Annotated in this window: 20 protein-coding genes; 14 read left to right on the top strand and 6 right to left on the bottom strand. The window is 61.6% G+C overall.

Annotated elements, in window-relative coordinates; all coding sequences use genetic code 11:
• Window positions 1–26: 26 nt before the first annotated feature.
• Both fliG and fliF read right to left on the bottom strand, forming a co-directional pair.
• Window positions 27–1,019, bottom strand: a complete 993-nt coding sequence (gene fliG / locus WA904_RS18550) for a flagellar motor switch protein FliG (RefSeq protein WP_425198601.1) — start codon at window positions 1,017–1,019, stop codon at window positions 27–29.
• Entirely contained in the window at window positions 1,012–2,724 is a 1,713-nt protein-coding gene (fliF, locus tag WA904_RS18545) for a flagellar basal-body MS-ring/collar protein FliF (protein ID WP_425198600.1), read from the bottom strand. Before fliF ends, fliG begins: the two co-directional genes overlap by 8 nt.
• A gap of 299 nt (window positions 2,725–3,023) precedes the next feature.
• Between fliF and fliE the strand changes: the two genes are divergently transcribed.
• From fliE to cheA, 14 genes are all read left to right on the top strand, one after another.
• Entirely contained in the window at window positions 3,024–3,353 is a 330-nt protein-coding gene (gene fliE, locus WA904_RS18540; RefSeq protein ID WP_425198599.1) for a flagellar hook-basal body complex protein FliE, read from the top strand.
• Window positions 3,354–3,544: 191 nt separating this feature from the next.
• Window positions 3,545–4,684 carry a FliC/FljB family flagellin gene (locus WA904_RS18535; protein WP_425198598.1) on the top strand — a complete coding sequence of 380 codons (1,140 nt, stop codon included), beginning with the start codon at window positions 3,545–3,547 and terminating at the stop codon, window positions 4,682–4,684.
• 140 nt (window positions 4,685–4,824) lie between these two features.
• The gene (locus tag WA904_RS18530; RefSeq protein WP_425198597.1) at window positions 4,825–5,337 is read left to right on the top strand and encodes a flagellar protein FlaG; all 513 of its coding nucleotides are present in this window, start codon (window positions 4,825–4,827) and stop codon (window positions 5,335–5,337) included.
• Between the two features lie 17 nt (window positions 5,338–5,354).
• A complete protein-coding gene (gene fliD, locus WA904_RS18525) occupies window positions 5,355–6,788 on the top strand; it encodes a flagellar filament capping protein FliD (RefSeq protein ID WP_425198596.1) in 1,434 nt (477 codons plus the stop codon).
• Window positions 6,789–6,802: 14 nt separating this feature from the next.
• A complete protein-coding gene (gene fliS / locus WA904_RS18520) occupies window positions 6,803–7,279 on the top strand; it encodes a flagellar export chaperone FliS (RefSeq protein WP_425198595.1) in 477 nt (158 codons plus the stop codon).
• Window position 7,280: 1 nt separating this feature from the next.
• On the top strand, window positions 7,281–7,625 hold the full coding sequence (locus WA904_RS18515) for a flagellar protein FliT (protein WP_425198594.1): 345 nt from the start codon (window positions 7,281–7,283) through the stop codon (window positions 7,623–7,625).
• Window positions 7,622–8,848 (top strand): flagellar hook-length control protein FliK, encoded by a 1,227-nt coding sequence (locus WA904_RS18510; RefSeq protein ID WP_425198593.1) that lies wholly within the window; start codon window positions 7,622–7,624, stop codon window positions 8,846–8,848. Before WA904_RS18515 ends, WA904_RS18510 begins: the two co-directional genes overlap by 4 nt.
• Complete coding sequence (locus tag WA904_RS18505) at window positions 8,832–9,170, top strand: EscU/YscU/HrcU family type III secretion system export apparatus switch protein (protein ID WP_425198592.1); 339 nt, start codon at window positions 8,832–8,834, stop codon at window positions 9,168–9,170. Before WA904_RS18510 ends, WA904_RS18505 begins: the two co-directional genes overlap by 17 nt.
• 215 nt (window positions 9,171–9,385) lie before the next feature.
• The gene (flhD, locus tag WA904_RS18500) at window positions 9,386–9,703 is read left to right on the top strand and encodes a flagellar transcriptional regulator FlhD (protein WP_425198591.1); all 318 of its coding nucleotides are present in this window, start codon (window positions 9,386–9,388) and stop codon (window positions 9,701–9,703) included.
• A 57-nt stretch (window positions 9,704–9,760) separates the two neighbouring features.
• Window positions 9,761–10,378, top strand: coding sequence for a flagellar transcriptional regulator FlhC (flhC, locus tag WA904_RS18495; protein ID WP_425198590.1), 618 nt, complete (start codon window positions 9,761–9,763; stop codon window positions 10,376–10,378).
• A gap of 64 nt (window positions 10,379–10,442) precedes the next feature.
• Window positions 10,443–11,306, top strand: a complete 864-nt coding sequence (gene motA / locus WA904_RS18490) for a flagellar motor stator protein MotA (protein ID WP_425198589.1) — start codon at window positions 10,443–10,445, stop codon at window positions 11,304–11,306.
• A 21-nt stretch (window positions 11,307–11,327) separates the two neighbouring features.
• Window positions 11,328–12,269, top strand: a complete 942-nt coding sequence (gene motB / locus WA904_RS18485; protein ID WP_425198588.1) for a flagellar motor protein MotB — start codon at window positions 11,328–11,330, stop codon at window positions 12,267–12,269.
• Window positions 12,269–12,649, top strand: coding sequence for a response regulator (locus tag WA904_RS18480; protein WP_425198587.1), 381 nt, complete (start codon window positions 12,269–12,271; stop codon window positions 12,647–12,649). Before motB ends, WA904_RS18480 begins: the two co-directional genes overlap by 1 nt.
• Before the next feature lie 136 nt (window positions 12,650–12,785).
• On the top strand, window positions 12,786–14,882 hold the full coding sequence (cheA, locus tag WA904_RS18475; protein WP_425198586.1) for a chemotaxis protein CheA: 2,097 nt from the start codon (window positions 12,786–12,788) through the stop codon (window positions 14,880–14,882).
• Window positions 14,883–14,930: 48 nt separating this feature from the next.
• On the opposite strand, the gene crcB is transcribed toward cheA, so the two are convergent.
• Genes crcB through WA904_RS18455 form a run of 4 tightly spaced genes read right to left on the bottom strand, consistent with a single transcriptional unit; the run spans window position 14,931 to window position 18,131 of the window.
• A complete protein-coding gene (gene crcB / locus WA904_RS18470) occupies window positions 14,931–15,317 on the bottom strand; it encodes a fluoride efflux transporter CrcB (RefSeq protein ID WP_425198617.1) in 387 nt (128 codons plus the stop codon).
• Between the two features lie 20 nt (window positions 15,318–15,337).
• A complete protein-coding gene (locus WA904_RS18465; protein ID WP_425198585.1) occupies window positions 15,338–16,639 on the bottom strand; it encodes a TRAP transporter large permease in 1,302 nt (433 codons plus the stop codon).
• 7 nt (window positions 16,640–16,646) lie between these two features.
• A complete protein-coding gene (locus WA904_RS18460) occupies window positions 16,647–17,156 on the bottom strand; it encodes a TRAP transporter small permease (RefSeq protein WP_425198584.1) in 510 nt (169 codons plus the stop codon).
• A gap of 9 nt (window positions 17,157–17,165) precedes the next feature.
• Window positions 17,166–18,131 carry a TRAP transporter substrate-binding protein gene (locus WA904_RS18455; protein WP_425198583.1) on the bottom strand — a complete coding sequence of 322 codons (966 nt, stop codon included), beginning with the start codon at window positions 18,129–18,131 and terminating at the stop codon, window positions 17,166–17,168.
• Window positions 18,132–18,219 lie beyond the last annotated feature (88 nt).

Below are 18,219 nucleotides of genomic sequence, written 5' to 3'. Positions count from 1 at the left end.
CGGGCGAGCGTGACAGGGGAGCCGGGTTATACATAGGAGTCGTCGCCCTGGCCACCCAGCACAATTTCGCCGGCATCCGCAAGGCGGCGCACGATGGCCAGAATGGCTTTCTGTTCGGTTTCGACCTGGGATACGCGCACCGGGCCCCGCATTTCCATGTCTTCGCGCAGTGTTTCCGCGGCGCGCTGCGACATGTTTTTCAGGAACTTTTCGAGCAGTTCCTTCGGTGCACCCTTGAGTGCAATGATCAGCGATTCGGATTCGATTTCCTTGAGCAGCAACTGGACACTGCGGTCCTCGAGGCCGAGCAGGTTTTCGAACAGGAACATCTCGTCGATCATTTTTTGTGCCAGCATTTCGTCGTGCTCGCGAACATGTTTGATCACGCCTTCTTCCTGGGCGCTGCCCATCATGTTGACGATTTCCGCCGCCACCCGTATGCCGCCCAGCCTGCTGCGCTTGCCGCCTTCGCCCGACAGCATGTCGTTGAGCACTTCGGTCAGCTCCTTGAGGGCGGCCGGCTGCACGCCACCGAAGGTTGCCACCCGCATCACTGCGTCGTGGCGAACCCGTTCAGGAAGCTGCTCCAGCACGTCGGCCGCTTTGTGGCGATCGAGGTGGACCAGCAACGTGGCGATGATTTGTGGATGCTCGTCCCGGATGAGTTCGACGACTTCGGTGGCCTCCAGCTGGTTCAGGCGTCCGATGCCGCTGGCCGAGTCGCTGGACTCCAGGATGCTTTCGAGCAGGTTCGCTGCCCGGTCGTTGCCCAATGCCTTGTTCAGCACGGTACGCAGATAACTGCCCGAATCCAGGTGAAGGGCCGAGTACTGCTCGGTTTCGATGTGGAATTCTTCCAGCACCTGGCTGACTTCATCGCGTTTGACCTGTGACAGGCCGGCCATGGCTTCACCCATGGCCTCGACCTGGGCCTGCGACAGGTGCTGGAGCACACTGCCGGCTCCTTCCTCGCCAAGCGACATCAGCAGGATGGCGCTTTTCCTCGTGCCTTCATCCATCTTTTTTCTCCATCCAGTGCCTGATCAGCATGGCGACCATTCGCGGATCCTTGAGGGCGGCTTCCCGCGCATACTGGATGTTGTCCAGGTGGCGCTGGGTTTGCCGGTCCTGTGCCTGCACCTCGGGGTCGGCATTGTCGGCGGCGGCACTTTCGACCGCTGCGCTTCCCGCCGGCGCGCGTTCCGGCTGCAGGTAGTTGCGCAGCAGGGGCCGCAGCACCGCAAACCACAGGTACAGGGCAAGCATTCCCAGCAGCAGGTACTTGCCCGCCGTCTTTGCCATCTCGATGTTGTCCGGCTCGCGCCATACCGGCAGTTCGGGCGTGTCTTTGGTTTCGTTGGCAAAGGGGCTGTTGACCACGTTGAGCGTGTCGCCGCGCTCGCGGCTGTAGCCCATGGCTTCCTTCACCAGGTTCTGTATCTGCTCCAGCTCAGCGGCCGACAGCGCCTGTACTGTCGGCTTGCCCTGGCTCTTGCCGCCGCGGTAGTTGACCACCACCGCCACCGACAGGCGCTTGATGCCGCCGGCGCCCTGTTGTACATGGCGGATGGACCGGTCCAGCTCGTAGTTGGTGGTCACGTCTTTTCGTCCGCTGCCGGCGGTTGTGCTGCGGGGGGTGCTTGCGACGCTGCTCATTTCCGTGCTCATCTTGAGTTGGCCCGGAGCCTGCGGCTCGGGCTTTTTCTGCCCTGGAACGTCGGCGGCGATGGGGGCCACGGGATTGGCGGGTGGCTGGTTGGTGAGCGCGCCTGGAACGCCGCCGGGCAGGAGAGCGCCTTGCTGGCTTGACTCGCTCGATTGCTGGCTCCGGATGGCCGCGCTGCCGGCGTCCTGGTTCGGGCGGTATTTTTCGTCGGTGTTCTCGACGGTCGAGAAATCGATCTCTGCTGCGACCTGTGCATGGACATTCGCTGTGCCGACGATGGGCTGCAAAATGGCTTCAATGCGGCGGATGTAGGTCTGCTCGATTTCCTGCGCGTATTTCAGCTGGGTGACATCCAGGCCGCGGGTGCCGGCGTTGGCTGCTGACAGCAGGTTGCCGGCCTGGTCCACCACGGTGATGCTTTTAGCCGACAGCTCGGGCACGCTGCTGGAAATCAGGTGCACGATGGCACTGACCTGGCCTTCATCGATGTTGCGTCCGCGATGCAGGGTGAGGACCACCGATGCGCTGGGTTTTTTCTGGTCGCGCACAAAGAGCGAGGGCTTCGGCAGCGCGAGGTGAACGCGTGCCGACTCCACGGCAGAGATGGAATTGATGGACCGGGCCAGTTCGCCTTCCAGGGCGCGCTGGTAGTTGACCTGCTCGGCAAACTGACTGGTTCCGAATTTCTGGTTGTCCATCAGTTCAAAGCCGACAGTGCCGCCTTTGGGTAGGCCCTGAGAAGCCAGCCGCAGCCGCGCTTCCGGTACCTTGTTGGCGGCCACCAGCAAGGCTGCGCCGCCGTCGGTGAACTTGTAGGGAATGTTCATCTGCTGCAGCGAAGCGATGATGGCGCCGCCGTCGCGGTCTGACAGGTTGCTGTAGAGCACGCCGTAGTCGGGCGTCCGGTTCCAGAGCCAGAGGGCAGCAATGAGCGCCACGGCAGCGGAAACCCCGATAGCCAGGGGCAGGCGCGGATTGGCGCGCAGCTGGTCCAGCAGTGGCCAGGCTTTGGGCATTGCGGGGAGGGCGCCGGTTGCGGCGGTGGTGGCTGAACTCATGCGTTCACCCGGCTACCGCCGTGGCACGCCGGCCGTTCGAGGGCATGCGGGGCCAGCAGTGGGCTGAAAAAACTGAATCGACTGATGACATACGACAGTATTAAAAGGAGAGATTGGCCTGCCACGCGCGGCCAGGGTTTCCCGGCCTCGTGAGCAATTGTCAGAGCGCAGCCTGGCGTTTGATCGGCCGAATAGCCGGGGGTTTTGCCATCTTTTGACGCGATGCGCAGGCCGACCGGCTGCTACGCTTGGAGCCCTCAATGAAGCAACGGGCACGTGTATTGCCCAGGAAAAACACCATGTCCATATCGTCAATTGAATCGGTGCTGCAGCAGATGCGGGCCATCAACCAGGCCACCCAGGCGGGAGAGCGCGGCGGTGCCCTGTCCGGCAGCGGAGCTGTCGGTGGCGGGTTTGCCGGCGAGTTGAAGAAGTCGCTCGATCGGATCAGCGACTCCCAGCAGGAGGCCTACGGCCAGGCTGAGGCTTTCGAGCTCGGCAAGCCGGGCGTGGCGCTGAACGATGTGATGGTGGACATGCAGAAGGCCAATATCGGCTTCCAGATGGGTCTGCAGGTACGCAACAAGGTGGTCGCGGCTTACCAGGAAATCATGAACATGCCTGCCTGAGGAAGGCGGGTCTGCTGCAACGCATGGGTGGAAGTTTCGAAAAAGAAAGTTTTTTTGCCCGGAACCCTAAAGTTTTTTCAACCGCCGGCCGATAACCTGAATAACGGTGGCTTGCACAGTGTCCAGGCAAGCAAGGCCAGCGTGACGGCAAGAAGCCGGAGTACACAAACTTTGAAATTCAGGAGTTCCTCATGGGCCAAGTCATCAACACCAATTCGCTTTCCCTGCTTACGCAGAATAACCTCAACAAGTCGCAAGGCGCGCTGAACAGCGCGATCGAGCGTCTGTCGTCCGGCATGCGCATCAACAGCGCCAAGGACGATGCAGCCGGTCAGGCCATCGCCAACCGCTTCACCGCCAACATCAAGGGTCTGACCCAGGCCCAGCGCAATGCCAATGACGGCATCTCGCTGGCCCAGACGACTGAAGGCGCCCTGTCCGAAGTCAACAACAACCTGCAGCGCATCCGCGAACTGGCAGTGCAATCGGCCAACGGCAGCAACTCCGCCGCCGACAAAGCCTCCATCCAGGCTGAAATTACCCAGCGCCTGTCCGAAATCAACCGTACGTCGTCGCAAACCGACTTCAACGGCGTGAAGGTGCTGGCTGCCGACCAGAGCCTGGCTATCCAGGTTGGTGCGAATGACGGCGAAAGCATCTCGATCGCCCTGAAACAGATTGACGCAGGTAAGCTGGGCTTGACCGGCTTTAGCGTGTCGGGCCTGTCGGCACCGATTGCCAGCTTCTCTTCCACCACTGCAGGTGTCACCACGACTGCAGCAGTCGATCTTTCCGCGGTCACCGTGACCAACATGTCTGCCGGAACAACCACTGCGGATCTGACACTGCATGGTTATGGCGCTTACACCGCCGCGACGGAAACCTATGCCAACTACGCCATCTCCGACAAGGCGGGCAACCTGTACAAGGTCAGCAACGGCGCCACTGTCACTGCAGCGACCGGCGTTGTGACCGACTTCACCGTTTCCACCGCCGCCGGCCTGGCTGTCCAGACGGCTGCCTACGACGCGGATGCTGCCGCCGGCCTGACCGCCACCGCCAACCCGCTCGCCGCCATCGACGCTGCGCTGAAGACGGTTGACGATCTGCGCGGAACGCTGGGTGCGGTTCAGAATCGTTTTGATTCGGTGATTTCCAACCTGGGAACCACCATCAACAACCTGACTTCTTCACGCTCACGCATTGAAGATGCTGACTACGCGACCGAAGTGTCCAACATGAGCCGCGCGCAGATCCTGCAGCAAGCCGGTACCTCCGTGCTGGCCCAGGCCAACCAGACAACGCAAGGCGTCTTGTCCCTGCTGCGTTAATCGGGTGAAAGGGCGGGCGCTGCGGCGCACGTCCCTTTCGGTGTTTCACATCCCAGCCAGGCGGCCCGTCCGCCTGCGTTAGGCAGTCACGCTTGATTTCAGGCGTGAGCGCCTAGCGATTCATCAGGAGAGAGCCAGTCATGACGATTCCCATCAGCATCCTGTCGGGCAGTCCGCGCCGCGAACCTGTGGTGACCCCGGCGCCTGCCATGCCGGCGGCCATGACGCCGATGGCATCGCTTTCGCGGGAGACGGAGCCGATGCACCACACCGCAGCTACCCGCGGCGAAGCTTCAAAAGCCGAACCCCAGCCCACGTGGGAAAACGTCACGCTGGCCGAGATCAACCAGACCCTGAAGCTGGCGTCCATCGGCGTGCAGTTCGAGTTCGACAAGGACACCGACACGATGATTGCCCGGGTAGTGGATGTGGAAACCGGCAAACTGATTCGCCAAATGCCCTCTGAAGAAGTAATGCAACTGTCCAAAGCGCTGGGAAAATTGCATGATCTCCTGGTGCACCAGGCGGTGTGCCGCAAGGCGCAACTGACGGACCAGACACAGGCACCCGCGCCCGCGCGCTGGAGCAGCCCCTGGGTGACGGCGGTTGCATCGGGCCCGGACGCCGGCGCTTTCAGGTCGGTCAAGGTTTAAAGGGTCAAGGGGTCAGCATGTCCTTAATTTCAAGCTTGGGGGTGGGGTCCAACCTCGATTTGAGCGGTTTGCTGGACAAGCTCGCCGCGGCGGAAAGCCAGCCGCTGGTGGCGCTGCAAAAGCAGCAGGTCAGCTACACCGCCAAACTGTCTGCCTATGGCACTTTGCAAAATGCCCTGAGCACCTTTCAGGCTGCTGCGAAGAAACTGGCTGACGCCAGCCTGTTCCAGGGGGCCAAGGCCGTTTCGAGTGCGACCGATGTGTTGTCGGCCACCGCTTCGGCGACCGGCGCAGTGGGCAATTACGCGATTGACGTGACGCGATTGGCACAAGCGCAGTCACTGGCGGCGACGGGTGTGGCCGATGCGAAGGCTGCGGTTGGACTGGGTTCGGTGACGATTGATTTCGGCACGATTTCGGGGGGAACCCTGGATCCGGTGACCGGTCACTACAGCGGTGCCGCCTTTTCACCCGATGCCAGCCGCACGGCGCAGGTTATCGTGGTCGACAGCAGCAACAACTCGCTCGAGGGCCTGCGCGACGCCATCAATAAAAACACCACGCTCGGCGTAACGGCCAGCATCATCAACGACGGTGGAGCTTCTCCCTATCGGCTGGTGCTGAACTCCCCGACGGGCGAGACCTCCAGCCTGCGCATGGCCGTGACTGGCGACGCAAGCCTGCAGAGCCTGCTGTCCCACGACCCTTCTGCGGTGCAAAGCCTGCAGCAGACCACCGCCGCAGCCAATGCCGCTCTGACAGTCAATGGCATTGCCGTGACGTCCAGCACCAACACCGTGCAGGATGCAGTGCAGGGTGTGACCATGACGCTGGCCAAGACGGGCACCAGTACCCTGACCGTCAGCCGCGACAGCGCTTCGGTTGAAACGGCGGTGAACGCTTTTGTCAGCGCCTACAACGCCCTGCAGTCCACGGCTGCCCAGCTCACCAAATATGACCAGGAAAAGAAAGCCGGCGCCGCGCTGGTGGGGGACTCCACCTTGCGTACGGTCCAAAGCGGGATCCGCGCGGCGCTCAACACGCCGCAGGCGGGAGATCTCAAGGTGCTGTCGCAGGTAGGTGTGACTTTCCAGAAAGACGGCACGATTGCCTTCGACGCCGCCAAGCTGAAGACAGCACTGGCCGATGACCGGGAAGCGGTGGTGGAGCTGTTTGCGGGCACGGGCGGCAACACGGGCTACGGCACCCAGGTGGCGGCCCTTGTCGATGCGTTTATCGGGACCACCGGTGCGATCAGCAATGCCAAGGCCGGCGTCAATGCCACGCTGAAATCGCTGGACACCCGCTACGCCGCTACCGAAGTCAGTGTGGAGGCCAAAGTGGCGCGTTACCGCGCACAGTTCACGCAGCTGGACTTGCTGATGTCCAGAATGAACTCGACCACGAGCTACCTGACTGCTCAATTTGATGCCATGAACGCCAGCAAATAACAAGGAAACCTTCCGTGTACACCCCCCCTCATGCCTACAACACCGGCGCCACCGCCTATGCCACCATCGGCAGGGAAAGCGGCGCAATGAGTGCCTCGCCGCACCAGTTGATCACCATGCTGTTCGACGGCGCCAAAACGGCCATTACCATGGCGCGCCACCATATGGCCAACCATGACATCAGCGCCAAAGGCAATGCCATTTCCAAGGCGATCAATATTGTCGACAACGGATTGAAGGCCAGTCTTGATGCCGAGCTTGGGGGCATGGCCGGTGCCGAGCTGGTGGCCAATCTCTCCGCGCTTTATGACTATGTCAGCCAGCGCCTGCTTTACGCCAACCTGCGCAATGATCCGGCCCTGCTGGACGAGGCGGACCGGCTGCTGGACAGCATCAGTTCGGCATGGCGCGAGGTCGATCCCCAAAAGCCGGGCCCCGTGACCGAGGCCCCTGGTGCTTCCGCGGCAGGCCACGTTTCGACAGGTGCCTGAGATGGGCTCGCAAAGTGAAGTCATGCACTGCTACGAGCAGATTGCGCCGCTCACCGAGCGCATGCTGCTGCTGGCGCGCACCGGTCAGTGGGGAGGGTTGCCGGCGCTCGAAATGCAATACAGCGAAACCGTGGACCGGCTCAAGCTGATCGAACCGCTGGAAGAACTCAGTGAGGCCCAGTCGGCGCGAAAGCTCCAGTTGCTGGTCCGGATCAAGGCCAATCAGGACGGCATTCATGACATGGTCCTGCCGCAGCTGGCACGGCTGGGCGCGATACTCAGGAGCCTGGAGACGCAGCAGAACCTCCACCACGCCTACGGCCCCACGGACGATGCCAATTTATGAGCGGTGTCACGCCTCTGGTGGATACGCTTCTGGCCACGCGTCTGGCCCAGCGTCCGGACCTGGTTCCGTTGAAATCACAGGCTGCGATCGCGGGTCCGGGCGCACCGACCCGTGTCGAAAAAGTTGTCAATGATGTTCGCCTGCCGTCGCGCGCGGCGCTGGAGCAGCAGCTTGGTGTGGGCCTCGCCCATGGCGATGCCGGCAAGCACAATGCCCCGCGTTCGGGACACCTTGGCGAAACCGTCACCTTGAGCGCAGCGGCCCGGACAGTGAGTGCCATCCTGGAGCCCTCCGCAGGCAGCGCGCCCAAAATCCAGGGCCATCAACCGTTGTGGCCCCATCCCCCGCCGCCTGTGGCGCAGCAGATGACCACGGCCTTGGCCCGTACGGTGGCTATCTCAGGCCTGTTTTACGAGTCGCACCTGCAGCAATACGTGGCAGGCACCCGCACTTTTTCGCAGCTGGCCCAGGAGCCGCAGGCGCACCTGGATGCCGCGGGGAAAGGTTTGGGGGAGATGCCGGGCACCGTCACGCAAGATCCGGTGCAGGACAGGGCGCCGGGCAATGTACTCCGGGCCGGGCCGTCGGCCATGCCTGTCCAGGAAGGCATTCCTGCTGATGACATGACAGGCCGGAACCCGGCACCGCTCTCGCGGGCGCGGCATGGTGCCGCAGCCGGGGACCTGGCAGTCGGCAGCAGCGCTCCTATATTTATGGATGAAGCAGGCGCAGAAAAACTCCCGGCCGAGACGTCGGATACGCGTGCTGCGGATGCACCGCGCAGCAACACGCCTGCTTCCGCTGGCCTCGGCGTGCATCCGGACCTGGTGGCCCTTGTCCGCCAGCAGCTCGAACTGCTGGCGGTGCCCGTGTTTCGCTGGTCCGGCGAAGCATGGGCGGGCACGCCGGTGGAATGGGAGATACGCGAAGAGCGCGAAGAGACTGCCGGTGAGCAGGCGCCGCAAGGCAGCTGGAGTACCCGTCTGTCGCTGTCTTTGCCTGCGCTGGGTGTCGTGGAAGTGTTTTTGCGCCTTGCCGGCACGTCGCTCAGGGTGGATCTTGCTGCGCAGGAAGACGCCACCGTGGCCCTGCTGCGCGGCTCCAGCGGCGAATTGCCGGGCCGCCTGGGCGGCTTCGGGCTTGAACTGACGGGCATGCAGATCGGGCCGGTGACGGGTGAGCCGGCCGCGCAGGCCGGGCGGGAAGATGCTGATGGTGCATGAGCGTATCGACATGGATGCAGGGCAGGGACTTGCGCAACATCGGCCAGCGGCGGTGGCGCTGTCCCATGGCACCGGCGACAGCGCGCCCATTGTCGTGGCCAAGGGATACGGCTCTGCTGCGGAGTCCATTGTCCGGTGCGCAAAAGAAAGCGGCCTGTACGTCCATGCCTCGCCAGACCTCGTCAACCTCCTCATGCGCGTCGACCTGGACACGCGGATTCCCCCAGCCCTGTATGTCGCAGTCGCCGAAGTGCTGACCTGGCTACACCAACTGGAAGCGAAATCCACCCCGGACTTACCACCATATGGCCCAAGTGACTGATTTATATCGTTTAATTTAATTAATTCGTTTTAATGTTGGTTTTGATGCAAATTTGCCCCCTATTTGCAGCAGTAAATGTAGAAATATGTTTCAAATGTGATAAAAATGAGCCAAGGGATCAGCAGATTTGTAGGTCTGACACCCCGATGTTTGTAGGACAAGCCCGCGATGGGTGCGTTCACAGAGGCAAATTTTTGAAAATTTAGGAGCTCATCGTGTCTGAAATCGGTAATAGCAATGAAATTGGTGATTTGAATCTGACTTACCTGTTGCTGGCGCAGCGGCTGGTGAAAGAAGATGCCCCCACGGCCATGTTCCGCCTGGGGATGAGCAAGGAACTGGCTGACCTGCTGGGCAACCTGTCGCTGTCGCAAATTGTGAAGCTGGCCTCTTCCAGCCTGCTCCTGTGCCGCTTCCGGTTTGACGATCATCCGATTCTTTCGGCATTGACCCATGACGGGAAAAACCTGTCCTTGCAGCAGGCCCACACCGCCATTCTTCTTTCTGGACAACATGTCGAGGCGGCTCGGTGATGTCCTGCAATCAAGGCCGCATCGCGCCCTCCCATTTTTTCTGCCGTCTGGACCGTCATGGCCACTAAAAGCGTTATCCGGGAGGCTGGTGAAATCCATCTGGCTATCGACCTGATCAAACTGGGCGCCCGCCTGCAATTCCTTGAGGCGGAAACCAGCCTGAGCCGTGATCGGCTGATCAAGCTGTACAAGGAGATCAAGGGAGCGTCACCGCCCAAGGGTTTGTTGCCGTTTTCGACCGACTGGTTCATGACCTGGATGTCCAACATCCATTCGTCCATGTTCTACAACATTTACCGCTTCATGGTGACCCATGGGGGCTGTACGCGAATCACGGCGCTCATCAAGAGTTACCAGCTGTACCTGGAGCAGGTGCAGCAGCAAGGCAGCGAGCCTGTGCTGGACTTCACGCGGGCATGGACGCTTGTGCGCTTTTTCGACAGCGACATGTTGCAACTGAGTACCTGCACCCGCTGTACCGGCCTGTTCGTCGCGCATGCCCATGACCCGCAGGGCAATTACGTGTGTGTGCTGTGCCGGCCGCCATCGCGTGCCGGAAAAACACGCAAGAGCAGTTCCGATATGCCGCAAGCCGCTCCTGTTGCCATCGGTGGCAACAGCGCGAGTGCGTCGTCGCAGTGGCTGGCTGATGTGATGAGTGCATCGCGGGCCTGATGTGATGCAGGTTCGTGTGGTTTCCTGTTGATCCAGGTTTTCTTGAAAAGAAAGGGAGGGCGCGGTGCTGGTAATTGTTGGCTATATGGTTGTGCTGGCGTCCGTGTTTGGCGGCTATGCGCTGATGGGCGGGCATTTCGGCGCACTCTACCAGCCGCTTGAGCTGCTGATGATCGGTGGCGCCGCGATAGGCGCATTCATTGTCGGCAATGACCGCCACACCATAGGCGCCACGCTGAAGGCGATTCCCAAGCTTTTTCGCAGTTCGAAGAAGCATGACAAGGAACTCTACATGGAGATTCTTGCGCTGCTGTATGTGCTGCTGTCCAAAGGTCGAAAAGACGGCATGCTGGCGCTGGAGTCGGACGTCGACGATCCGCAGACCAGTGCCATTTTTGCGCCTTATCCCATGCTGCTGGCCGACGCACCCCTGATTGAATTCCTGACGGACTACCTGCGACTGATTGTCAGCGGCAACACCGATCCCTTCGAAATCGACCAGCTCATGGAGCATGAGCTCGACACCTACAAGCACGAAGCCGAGGCGCCGGCGCACGCACTGGCCAAGGTGGGCGATGCCTTGCCGGCCCTGGGTATTGTTGCGGCCGTGCTCGGCGTGGTTCATGCGTTGGCGTCCGCCGACCTGCCGCCGTCCGTCATGGGCGAGCTGATTGCCCACGCCATGGTGGGAACTTTCCTGGGCGTCCTGCTGGCTTATGGTTTTGTTTCACCGCTGGCTTCCCTGATCGAACACAAGGTGGGCGACTCCCTGAAGGTCTACCAGTGCATCAAGGTGACCTTGCTGGCGAGCATGAATGGCTACGCACCGCAACTGGCGGTGGAGTTTGGCCGGAAGATCCTGCGCTCCACCGAACGTCCCTCGTTTACCGAGCTGGACGGGCACGTTCGCGAAGTCAAGAACCGCTGAACCGGACCCGCCCGCAAAGCCATGACTGAAGCTGCACGCCGCATCATCATCAAGCGCCCCGTCCAGGCCGCCGGCCACCATGGTGGGGGCTGGAAGATTGCTTACGCCGATTTCATGACGGCGATGATGGCGTTTTTCCTGGTGATGTGGCTTCTCTCCAACTCATCCCCGAAGCAACTGGCCGGGATTGCCGAGCATTTCAAGACGCCTCTGAAGGTGGCGCTTTCCGGAGGGCCCGCAAGCAGCCTGAGCAGCAGCGTGATTCCCGGTGGCGGCGCCGATCTCACCCGTGCAAAAGGGGAGGCCGAAGAGGCCGAGAAAAAGGACGATCCCGATGACGTCAGCCGGCTGGACGAGCTCAAGAAGAAGCTGGACAACATGATCGAGTCCAGCCCGATCCTTAAGCAGTTCCGGCCGCAATTGCTGATAGACATCACCCCGGAAGGGCTGCGAATCCAGATTGTCGACAGCAGCAACCGGCCCATGTTCGACCGATCCAGTGCTGTGGTGGTGTCCTACATGCGCACCATCCTGCGCGAGATTGGCCCGGTGCTCAACGCGCAACCCAACAAGATCACCTTGTCCGGGCATACCGACGCAACCCAGTACACGCAGGGCGACAAGTCCTACAGCAACTGGGAGCTGTCCTCGGACCGGGCGAATGCTTCGCGCCGGGAACTGATTGCGGGCGGCATGCAGGAAAAGAAGGTCCTGCGGGTGATGGGTGTCGCCTCGAGCATGCATTTGAACCAGGACGACCCGTTTGCACCCATCAACCGCCGTATCAGCGTGGTGGTTCTCAACCACCGTGCGCAGGCGGAAATCGAAAGGGCCAATGCGGCCAACCCGGTGAATTCGTCAGCCGCGGCCGAAGCCGGCGGCAAACTGGGCGGAGCGCAGCCCGGCGATGGCCGTCGGGCCGCAGCCAGCCCTTCACCAGGCCAATCCGGAAGCAGGACATGATGAAAAACAGAACCATTCTGGTCGTTGATGATTCCGCGGTGATGCGGCAGATGATCTCGGCGATCCTTGAGGAAGCGGGTTACAGCGCGCTGCTGGCCGAGGGGGGCGAGGCGGCCCTGGCGCACCTTGGCAGGGCGCAGGTCGATCTGGTTCTGACGGACTGGACCATGATTCCGATGGATGGCGGCGAACTGACGCGCCAGCTGCGCCTGCTTGCGGACTATGCCCATGTGCCTGTGGTGGTGCTAAGCACCATCAGCAGCGAAGCCGGAAAGTCGGACGCGAGGAAAGCCGGTGCCAACGGCTGGCTGTGCAAGCCGGTCAAACCCGAAACACTGCTGGATGTGGTGGGCAGCCTGTTGCAGATGGGAAGGGCATAGAGGCCCAAGCCGCGCGCTGGGACGCGCTCAAGGAGGGTGCCGCGAGACCGGATCGGACGCTCCAGAACAATATTGACCAAGCCGTTGCCTCTGCAAGCAGACCGGCAACAGGAAACCCAACCAGAGATGACACGAGATGGACATTACCCAGTTTTACCAGGCCTTTTTTGAAGAAGCCGATGAGCTGCTGGCGGAGATGGAGCTGCTGCTCCTGGGGCTGGACCTCGAGGCACCGGACAGTGAGCACCTCAACGCCATATTTCGCGCGGCGCATTCCATCAAGGGCGGCGCCGCCACCTTTGGTTTTCTGGCCCTGACCGATACCACGCACCTGCTTGAAAACCTGCTCGACAGGGCGCGCCATGGCGACCTGAAACTGACCACAAAGATGATGGATGCATTTCTGGAGACCAAGGACGTGCTGCAAAAACAAATGGGTGCGTATCGCACCGGCGGGGAGCCTGATCCCGAAGTGGTCGCGCGGATCTGCGGCGTCTTGCGGCAACTGGCGCTTGAAGCCGGGGCCGCGCCGGCCGGGGCAGCACCCGTGCCCGCGCCCGTCGCGGCGCCTGTCGTAACCCCAGCTCAAATTGCGAACGCGTCGCTGAAAGTGCGTTTTCTCAAGGTGGACGAAGGCGACCGTAAGCTGCTGGCTGAAGAGATGGGCAATCTGGGTCAGGTCACCGCCCAGACCCAGACGGAAGACAGCCTGACCCTCTGGCTGGATACCACCTGCGATGCCCAAGACATTGTGTCGGTGTGCTGCTTCATCATCGAAGCGGACCAGATTGAAATCACCAGCGAAACGGCTGACACCCCTGCGGCCGCGGCAGAGGAACCCGCTGCGCCTGCGCAGGCGGAAGCACTTTCCGCAGGAGCGCCGGTTGCGGTGCTGTCGGGCACATCGCCCTTGCTCGCTGGCACTGCCGCAGTGGCTGGGTCATCCGGCGCCAAGGAGTCGGGTTCGATCAGGGTCGATGTCGAGAAGGTGGACCAGATCATCAACCTCGTCGGTGAACTGGTGATCACCCAGTCCATGCTGACACAAACCGCGTCCCTGCTGGACCCGGTGTTGCACGAGCGCCTGCTCAGCGGCATGGGTCATCTGGAGCGCAATGCCCGTGATTTGCAGGAATCCGTGATGTCGATCCGGATGATGCCGATGGACTATGTGTTCAGCCGCTTTCCGCGCCTGATCCGCGATCTGTCGGCCAAGCTGGGAAAACAGGTGCAGCTGATCACGGTCGGCAAGGAGACCGAGCTGGACAAGGGACTGATCGAGCGCATCATCGATCCCATCACCCATCTCGTGCGCAACAGCCTGGACCATGGCATCGAGGGGCCGGAGCGGCGCGCCCTTGCGGGCAAGGACCCGGTGGGCAGGTTGACGCTTTCTGCCCAGCATCAGGGCGGCAGCATCGTGATCGAGGTCAAGGACGACGGCGGCGGGCTGGTTCGCGAAAAAATCCTGGCCAAGGCGATCCAGCAGGGTATGGCGATCAGCGAGTCCATCACGGACGACGAAGTCTGGCAATTGATTTTTGCGGCGGGATTCTCCACGGCGGAGGAAGTCACCGACGTTTCCGGCCGCGGCGTGGGCATGGATGTGGTGAAACGCAACATTCAGGAGCTCGGTGGCCACGTGGAGATCTCTTCCGTGCAGGGCCGGGGCACGACCATCCGCATCGTGTTGCCGCTGACGCTGGCCATCCTCAACGGCATGTCGGTCAAGGTGGGCGAGGAGGTTTACATCCTGCCTCTGAACTACGTCATCGAATCCCTGCAGCCGCAGCGCGCCGACATCCATTCCATCACCAGCCATGAACATGTTCTGCATGTTCGCGGCGAATACCTGGCGCTGGTCGAACTGCACCGACTGTTCGGTGTGGCCGGTGCGGTGGAAAATCCCACGCAGGGCATCGCCGTGATTGTCCAGTCCGAGGGAACACGTTTTGCCTTGCTGGTGGACCAGCTGGTGGGACAGCACCAGGTGGTTGTCAAGAACCTTGAAACCAACTACCGCAAGGTGCCCGGTATTTCGGCGGCGACGATTCTGGGTGACGGCAACGTGGCGCTGATCATCGATGTGGTGGCCATGCAGCGGATCAACCGCGAGAAGGCTGCCCGGCGAGCGTCACCGGAGCGGCAGGAGGTGCTTGCTGTGTTCGCGCCGGCTCCGGCCCTGCAGCGCGAACCCAGGCAGGCTGCTGAAGAGGAAACTGTTGCGGTATGACCCGGCTGGAGCCCGAAATAGATGACGGAAAATGGCCTCAACCCTTATTCACTGGGCGCGGGCAGCTATTAAAAACAGAGCACTTTTGACGCCCAGCACGGTCATGAGCAGCGAACCCAGCACGTGCAGCGCTGCGGTGCCCAGCGCCAGGCCGTAGCGTTCCTCCATCAGGAACACCACCACCTCCGCGGAGAATGAGGAGAAGGTGGTGAGCCCGCCCAGGAAGCCGGTCACCAGCATCAGGCGCCAGACCGGATCGAGCTGCGGCAGGGACTGGAAGATGGCCAGGCAGACGCCGACCAGGTAGCCGCCAATCAGGTTGGCGGCCAGCGTGCCCCAGGGAATGATGCCGCCGGGCGTGAGCCACAGGGCCAGGCCCCAGCGTGCCAGGGCGCCCGCGGAGGCACCGAGGCAAATGGCGAAGACCGAATAGATCAATGGTGGCATGAGAGGGCCTAACGGCTCATCTGTTGCGGCAGCCAGGTGACGATGCCGGGAAAGACATACACAATCGCCACGGCAGCGCACATCAGGAAAAACATGGGCAGTGTGACTTTGGCGATCCATGTCAGCTCGCGGCCAGTCATGCCCTGCAGCACAAACAGGTTGAAGCCCACGGGTGGTGTGATCTGCGCCATCTCGACCACAAGCACGACGAAGATGCCGAACCAGATCGGGTCGATGCCGGCTTTCTGGATGGTGGGCATGAGCACACCCATGGTCAGCACTACCATGGAGATGCCGTCGAGGAAGCAGCCGAGCAAAATGAAAAAGAAGGTCAGCGCCAGGATCAGCTGGCCCTGGGTCAGGCCCAGCGTGGCAATCCATTCGGCCAGGTGGCGCGGCAGGCCGATGTACCCCATCGACAGCGTCAGGAAAGCAGCACCGGCCAGGATCAGTGCGATCATGCAGTAGAGCCGGGTGGCGCCCATCAGGGCTTCGCGAAAGGTGGCCCAGCTCATGGAGCCTTGCAGGGCCGAGATCACCAGCGAACCCAGCACACCCACCGCAGCAGCTTCTGTGGCCGTGGCGATACCGGTGTATATGGAGCCGAGTACAGCAGCGATCAGGAGCACCACCGGAATCAGGGCGCGGGATGCCGAAAGTTTTTGCAGCACGGTTGTTTTTCCGTCTGCTGGAGGGATCTGCCTGGGGTTGCGCAATGCCCAGACCATGATGTAGCCCGAAAACAATGAAGCCAGCAGCAGTCCGGGCAGCACGCCGGCAATGAACAGCCTGGCAATCGATACTTCCGCGGTGACGCCATACACAATCATGATGATGGATGGCGGGATCAGAAGTCCCAGCGTGCTGGCGCCTGCCAGGGTGCCGACAATCATGTGCTCCGGGTAGCCGCGCCGCTTGAGTTCCGGCAAGGTCATCTTGCCGATGGTGGCGCAGGTGGCTGCGCTGGAGCCCGAGACCGCGGCAAAAATCGTGCAACCGACCACATTGGTGTGCAGCAGCCTGCCAGGCAGGCCTTGCATCCACGGCGCCAGGCCCTTGAACATGTCCTGCGAGAGCCGGGTGCGAAACAGGATCTCACCCATCCAGATGAACAGGGGCAATGCGGTCAGCGTCCAGCTCGATGCCGAACCCCAGATGGTGACCGCCATGGCGTCACCCGCCACGCGTGTGGTGAACAACTGCATGCCTATCCAGGCCACGCCCGACAGCGTGAGCCCGATCCATACGCCCGTGCCTAGAATAAGAAACAGTGACAGCACCAGCAGTGCCATGATTCCAAGATCGCTCATGGGGTCCTTATTCGTTGCGTAGGGCTTCGCTGCTGGTCGTGCTGACGCGGCGGCCCATGATCTCCAGGACCAGCTCGTCGACGAAGGCGATGACGAGGATCACCGCACCAAAAGCCATGGCGAGTTGGGGCATCCACAGAGGGGTGGCATCACTGCCGGTGGAGATGTCGTTGAAGGCGCGGGACTGCCATGCCAGCTTGCAGCTGTAAAAGGCGAACAGCAGCGCCAGGAGTGTGGCCAGGGTCAGCGCCCACACCTCCATGGATTTCTTCCAGCGGCCGGTAAGCGCGTTGATCAGCAGCGTCACGCGGATATGTTCGCCGCGCTTGAGGGTGTGGGCCAGAGCCAGGAAACCGCTGGCGGCCATCAGGTAGCCGGCATAGGCGTCGGTGCCCGGCACATGAAAGTGGAGTTGCCGGCTGACAATGGACAGCAGAACCATCACCAGCAGGCCCACCAAAAAAAGCGCCGCCAGGGCGGCGGCGCTGTGGTAAATGCCGTCAAGCAGCTTGCGCATCTCGGCTATTTACTTGCGGTAGGCGTCAACCACGGCCTGGCCCTCGGGGCCGGCCTTGTCCAGCCATTCCTTGAGCATCACGTCGCCGACTTTTTTCATGTCGGCCTTCAGGGCTGGTGAAGGCGTGACGATGTTCACGCCGTTGGCCTTGAGTGTGTCCAGCGATGCCGTGTTGACGCGTTTGGAAGCGGCCCAGCCACGCACCTCGGCATCGGCGGCGGCCTTGAGAACAGCCTGTTTGGTTGCTGCATCGAGGGCGTCAAACGCCGCCTTGTTCACAACGACCGCATTTTTCGGCAACCAGGCCTGGGTGTCGAAGAAGAATTTCAGGTGTTCGTAGGTTTTGCTGTCCACACCGGTCGAGCCGGAAGACATGTAGGACTCGACCACGCCGGTCGCCAGGGCCTGGGACAGCTCGGAAGCCTGGATGGTCACCGGTTGTGCACCGACCAGCTCGGCAATGCGGGCGGTGGCCGGGCTGTACGCGCGCCACTTCACGCCTTTGAGGTCAGCCGCCGAAGCAATGGGTTTTTTGGCATAGATTCCCTGTGGTGGCCAGGCCACGGCGTAGAGCAGGGACATGCCTTGCTCGCCGAGCTTTTTTTCCAGCAGCGGCTTTTGCGCCTGGTAGAGCTTCATGGCCGAGTCGTAGCTGTCTGCCAGGAAGGGCAGGCCATCGGCGCCAAACAGCTGCGATTCGTTCTGGAAGTTGACCAGCAGGATTTCGCCTGCCTGGGCTTGTCCGCCCTGCACGGCGCGTTTGATCTCCGGCGCCTTGAAAAGCGAAGCATTGGCATGGACGGTGATTTTCAGCTTGCCACCGCTGGCTTTGTCCACGTCATTGGCGAACTGAACCAGGTTTTCGCTGTGGAAGTTGGTCGCGGGGTAGCCTGAGGGTAGGTCCCACTTGGTCTGGGCGGATGCGGCCGCACCAACACTCAGGACGGCGGCCATCAGGGCGAGTTTGAATTTCATGAAAGCTCCAGGACAATGGATGTTGATAAGTATGGATAGGATAGACGCAAATCCCGCGCCAGTTGCCCCGGGCATACCCCGAAATCCT

Origin of the sequence: Polaromonas sp. (assembly GCF_049790275.1) — a bacterium.
In the GTDB taxonomy this organism is placed as follows: domain Bacteria; phylum Pseudomonadota; class Gammaproteobacteria; order Burkholderiales; family Burkholderiaceae_C; genus Polaromonas.
Note: the sequence above shows the minus strand (reverse complement) of the source record. Positions and strands in the feature narration are given on the sequence as shown.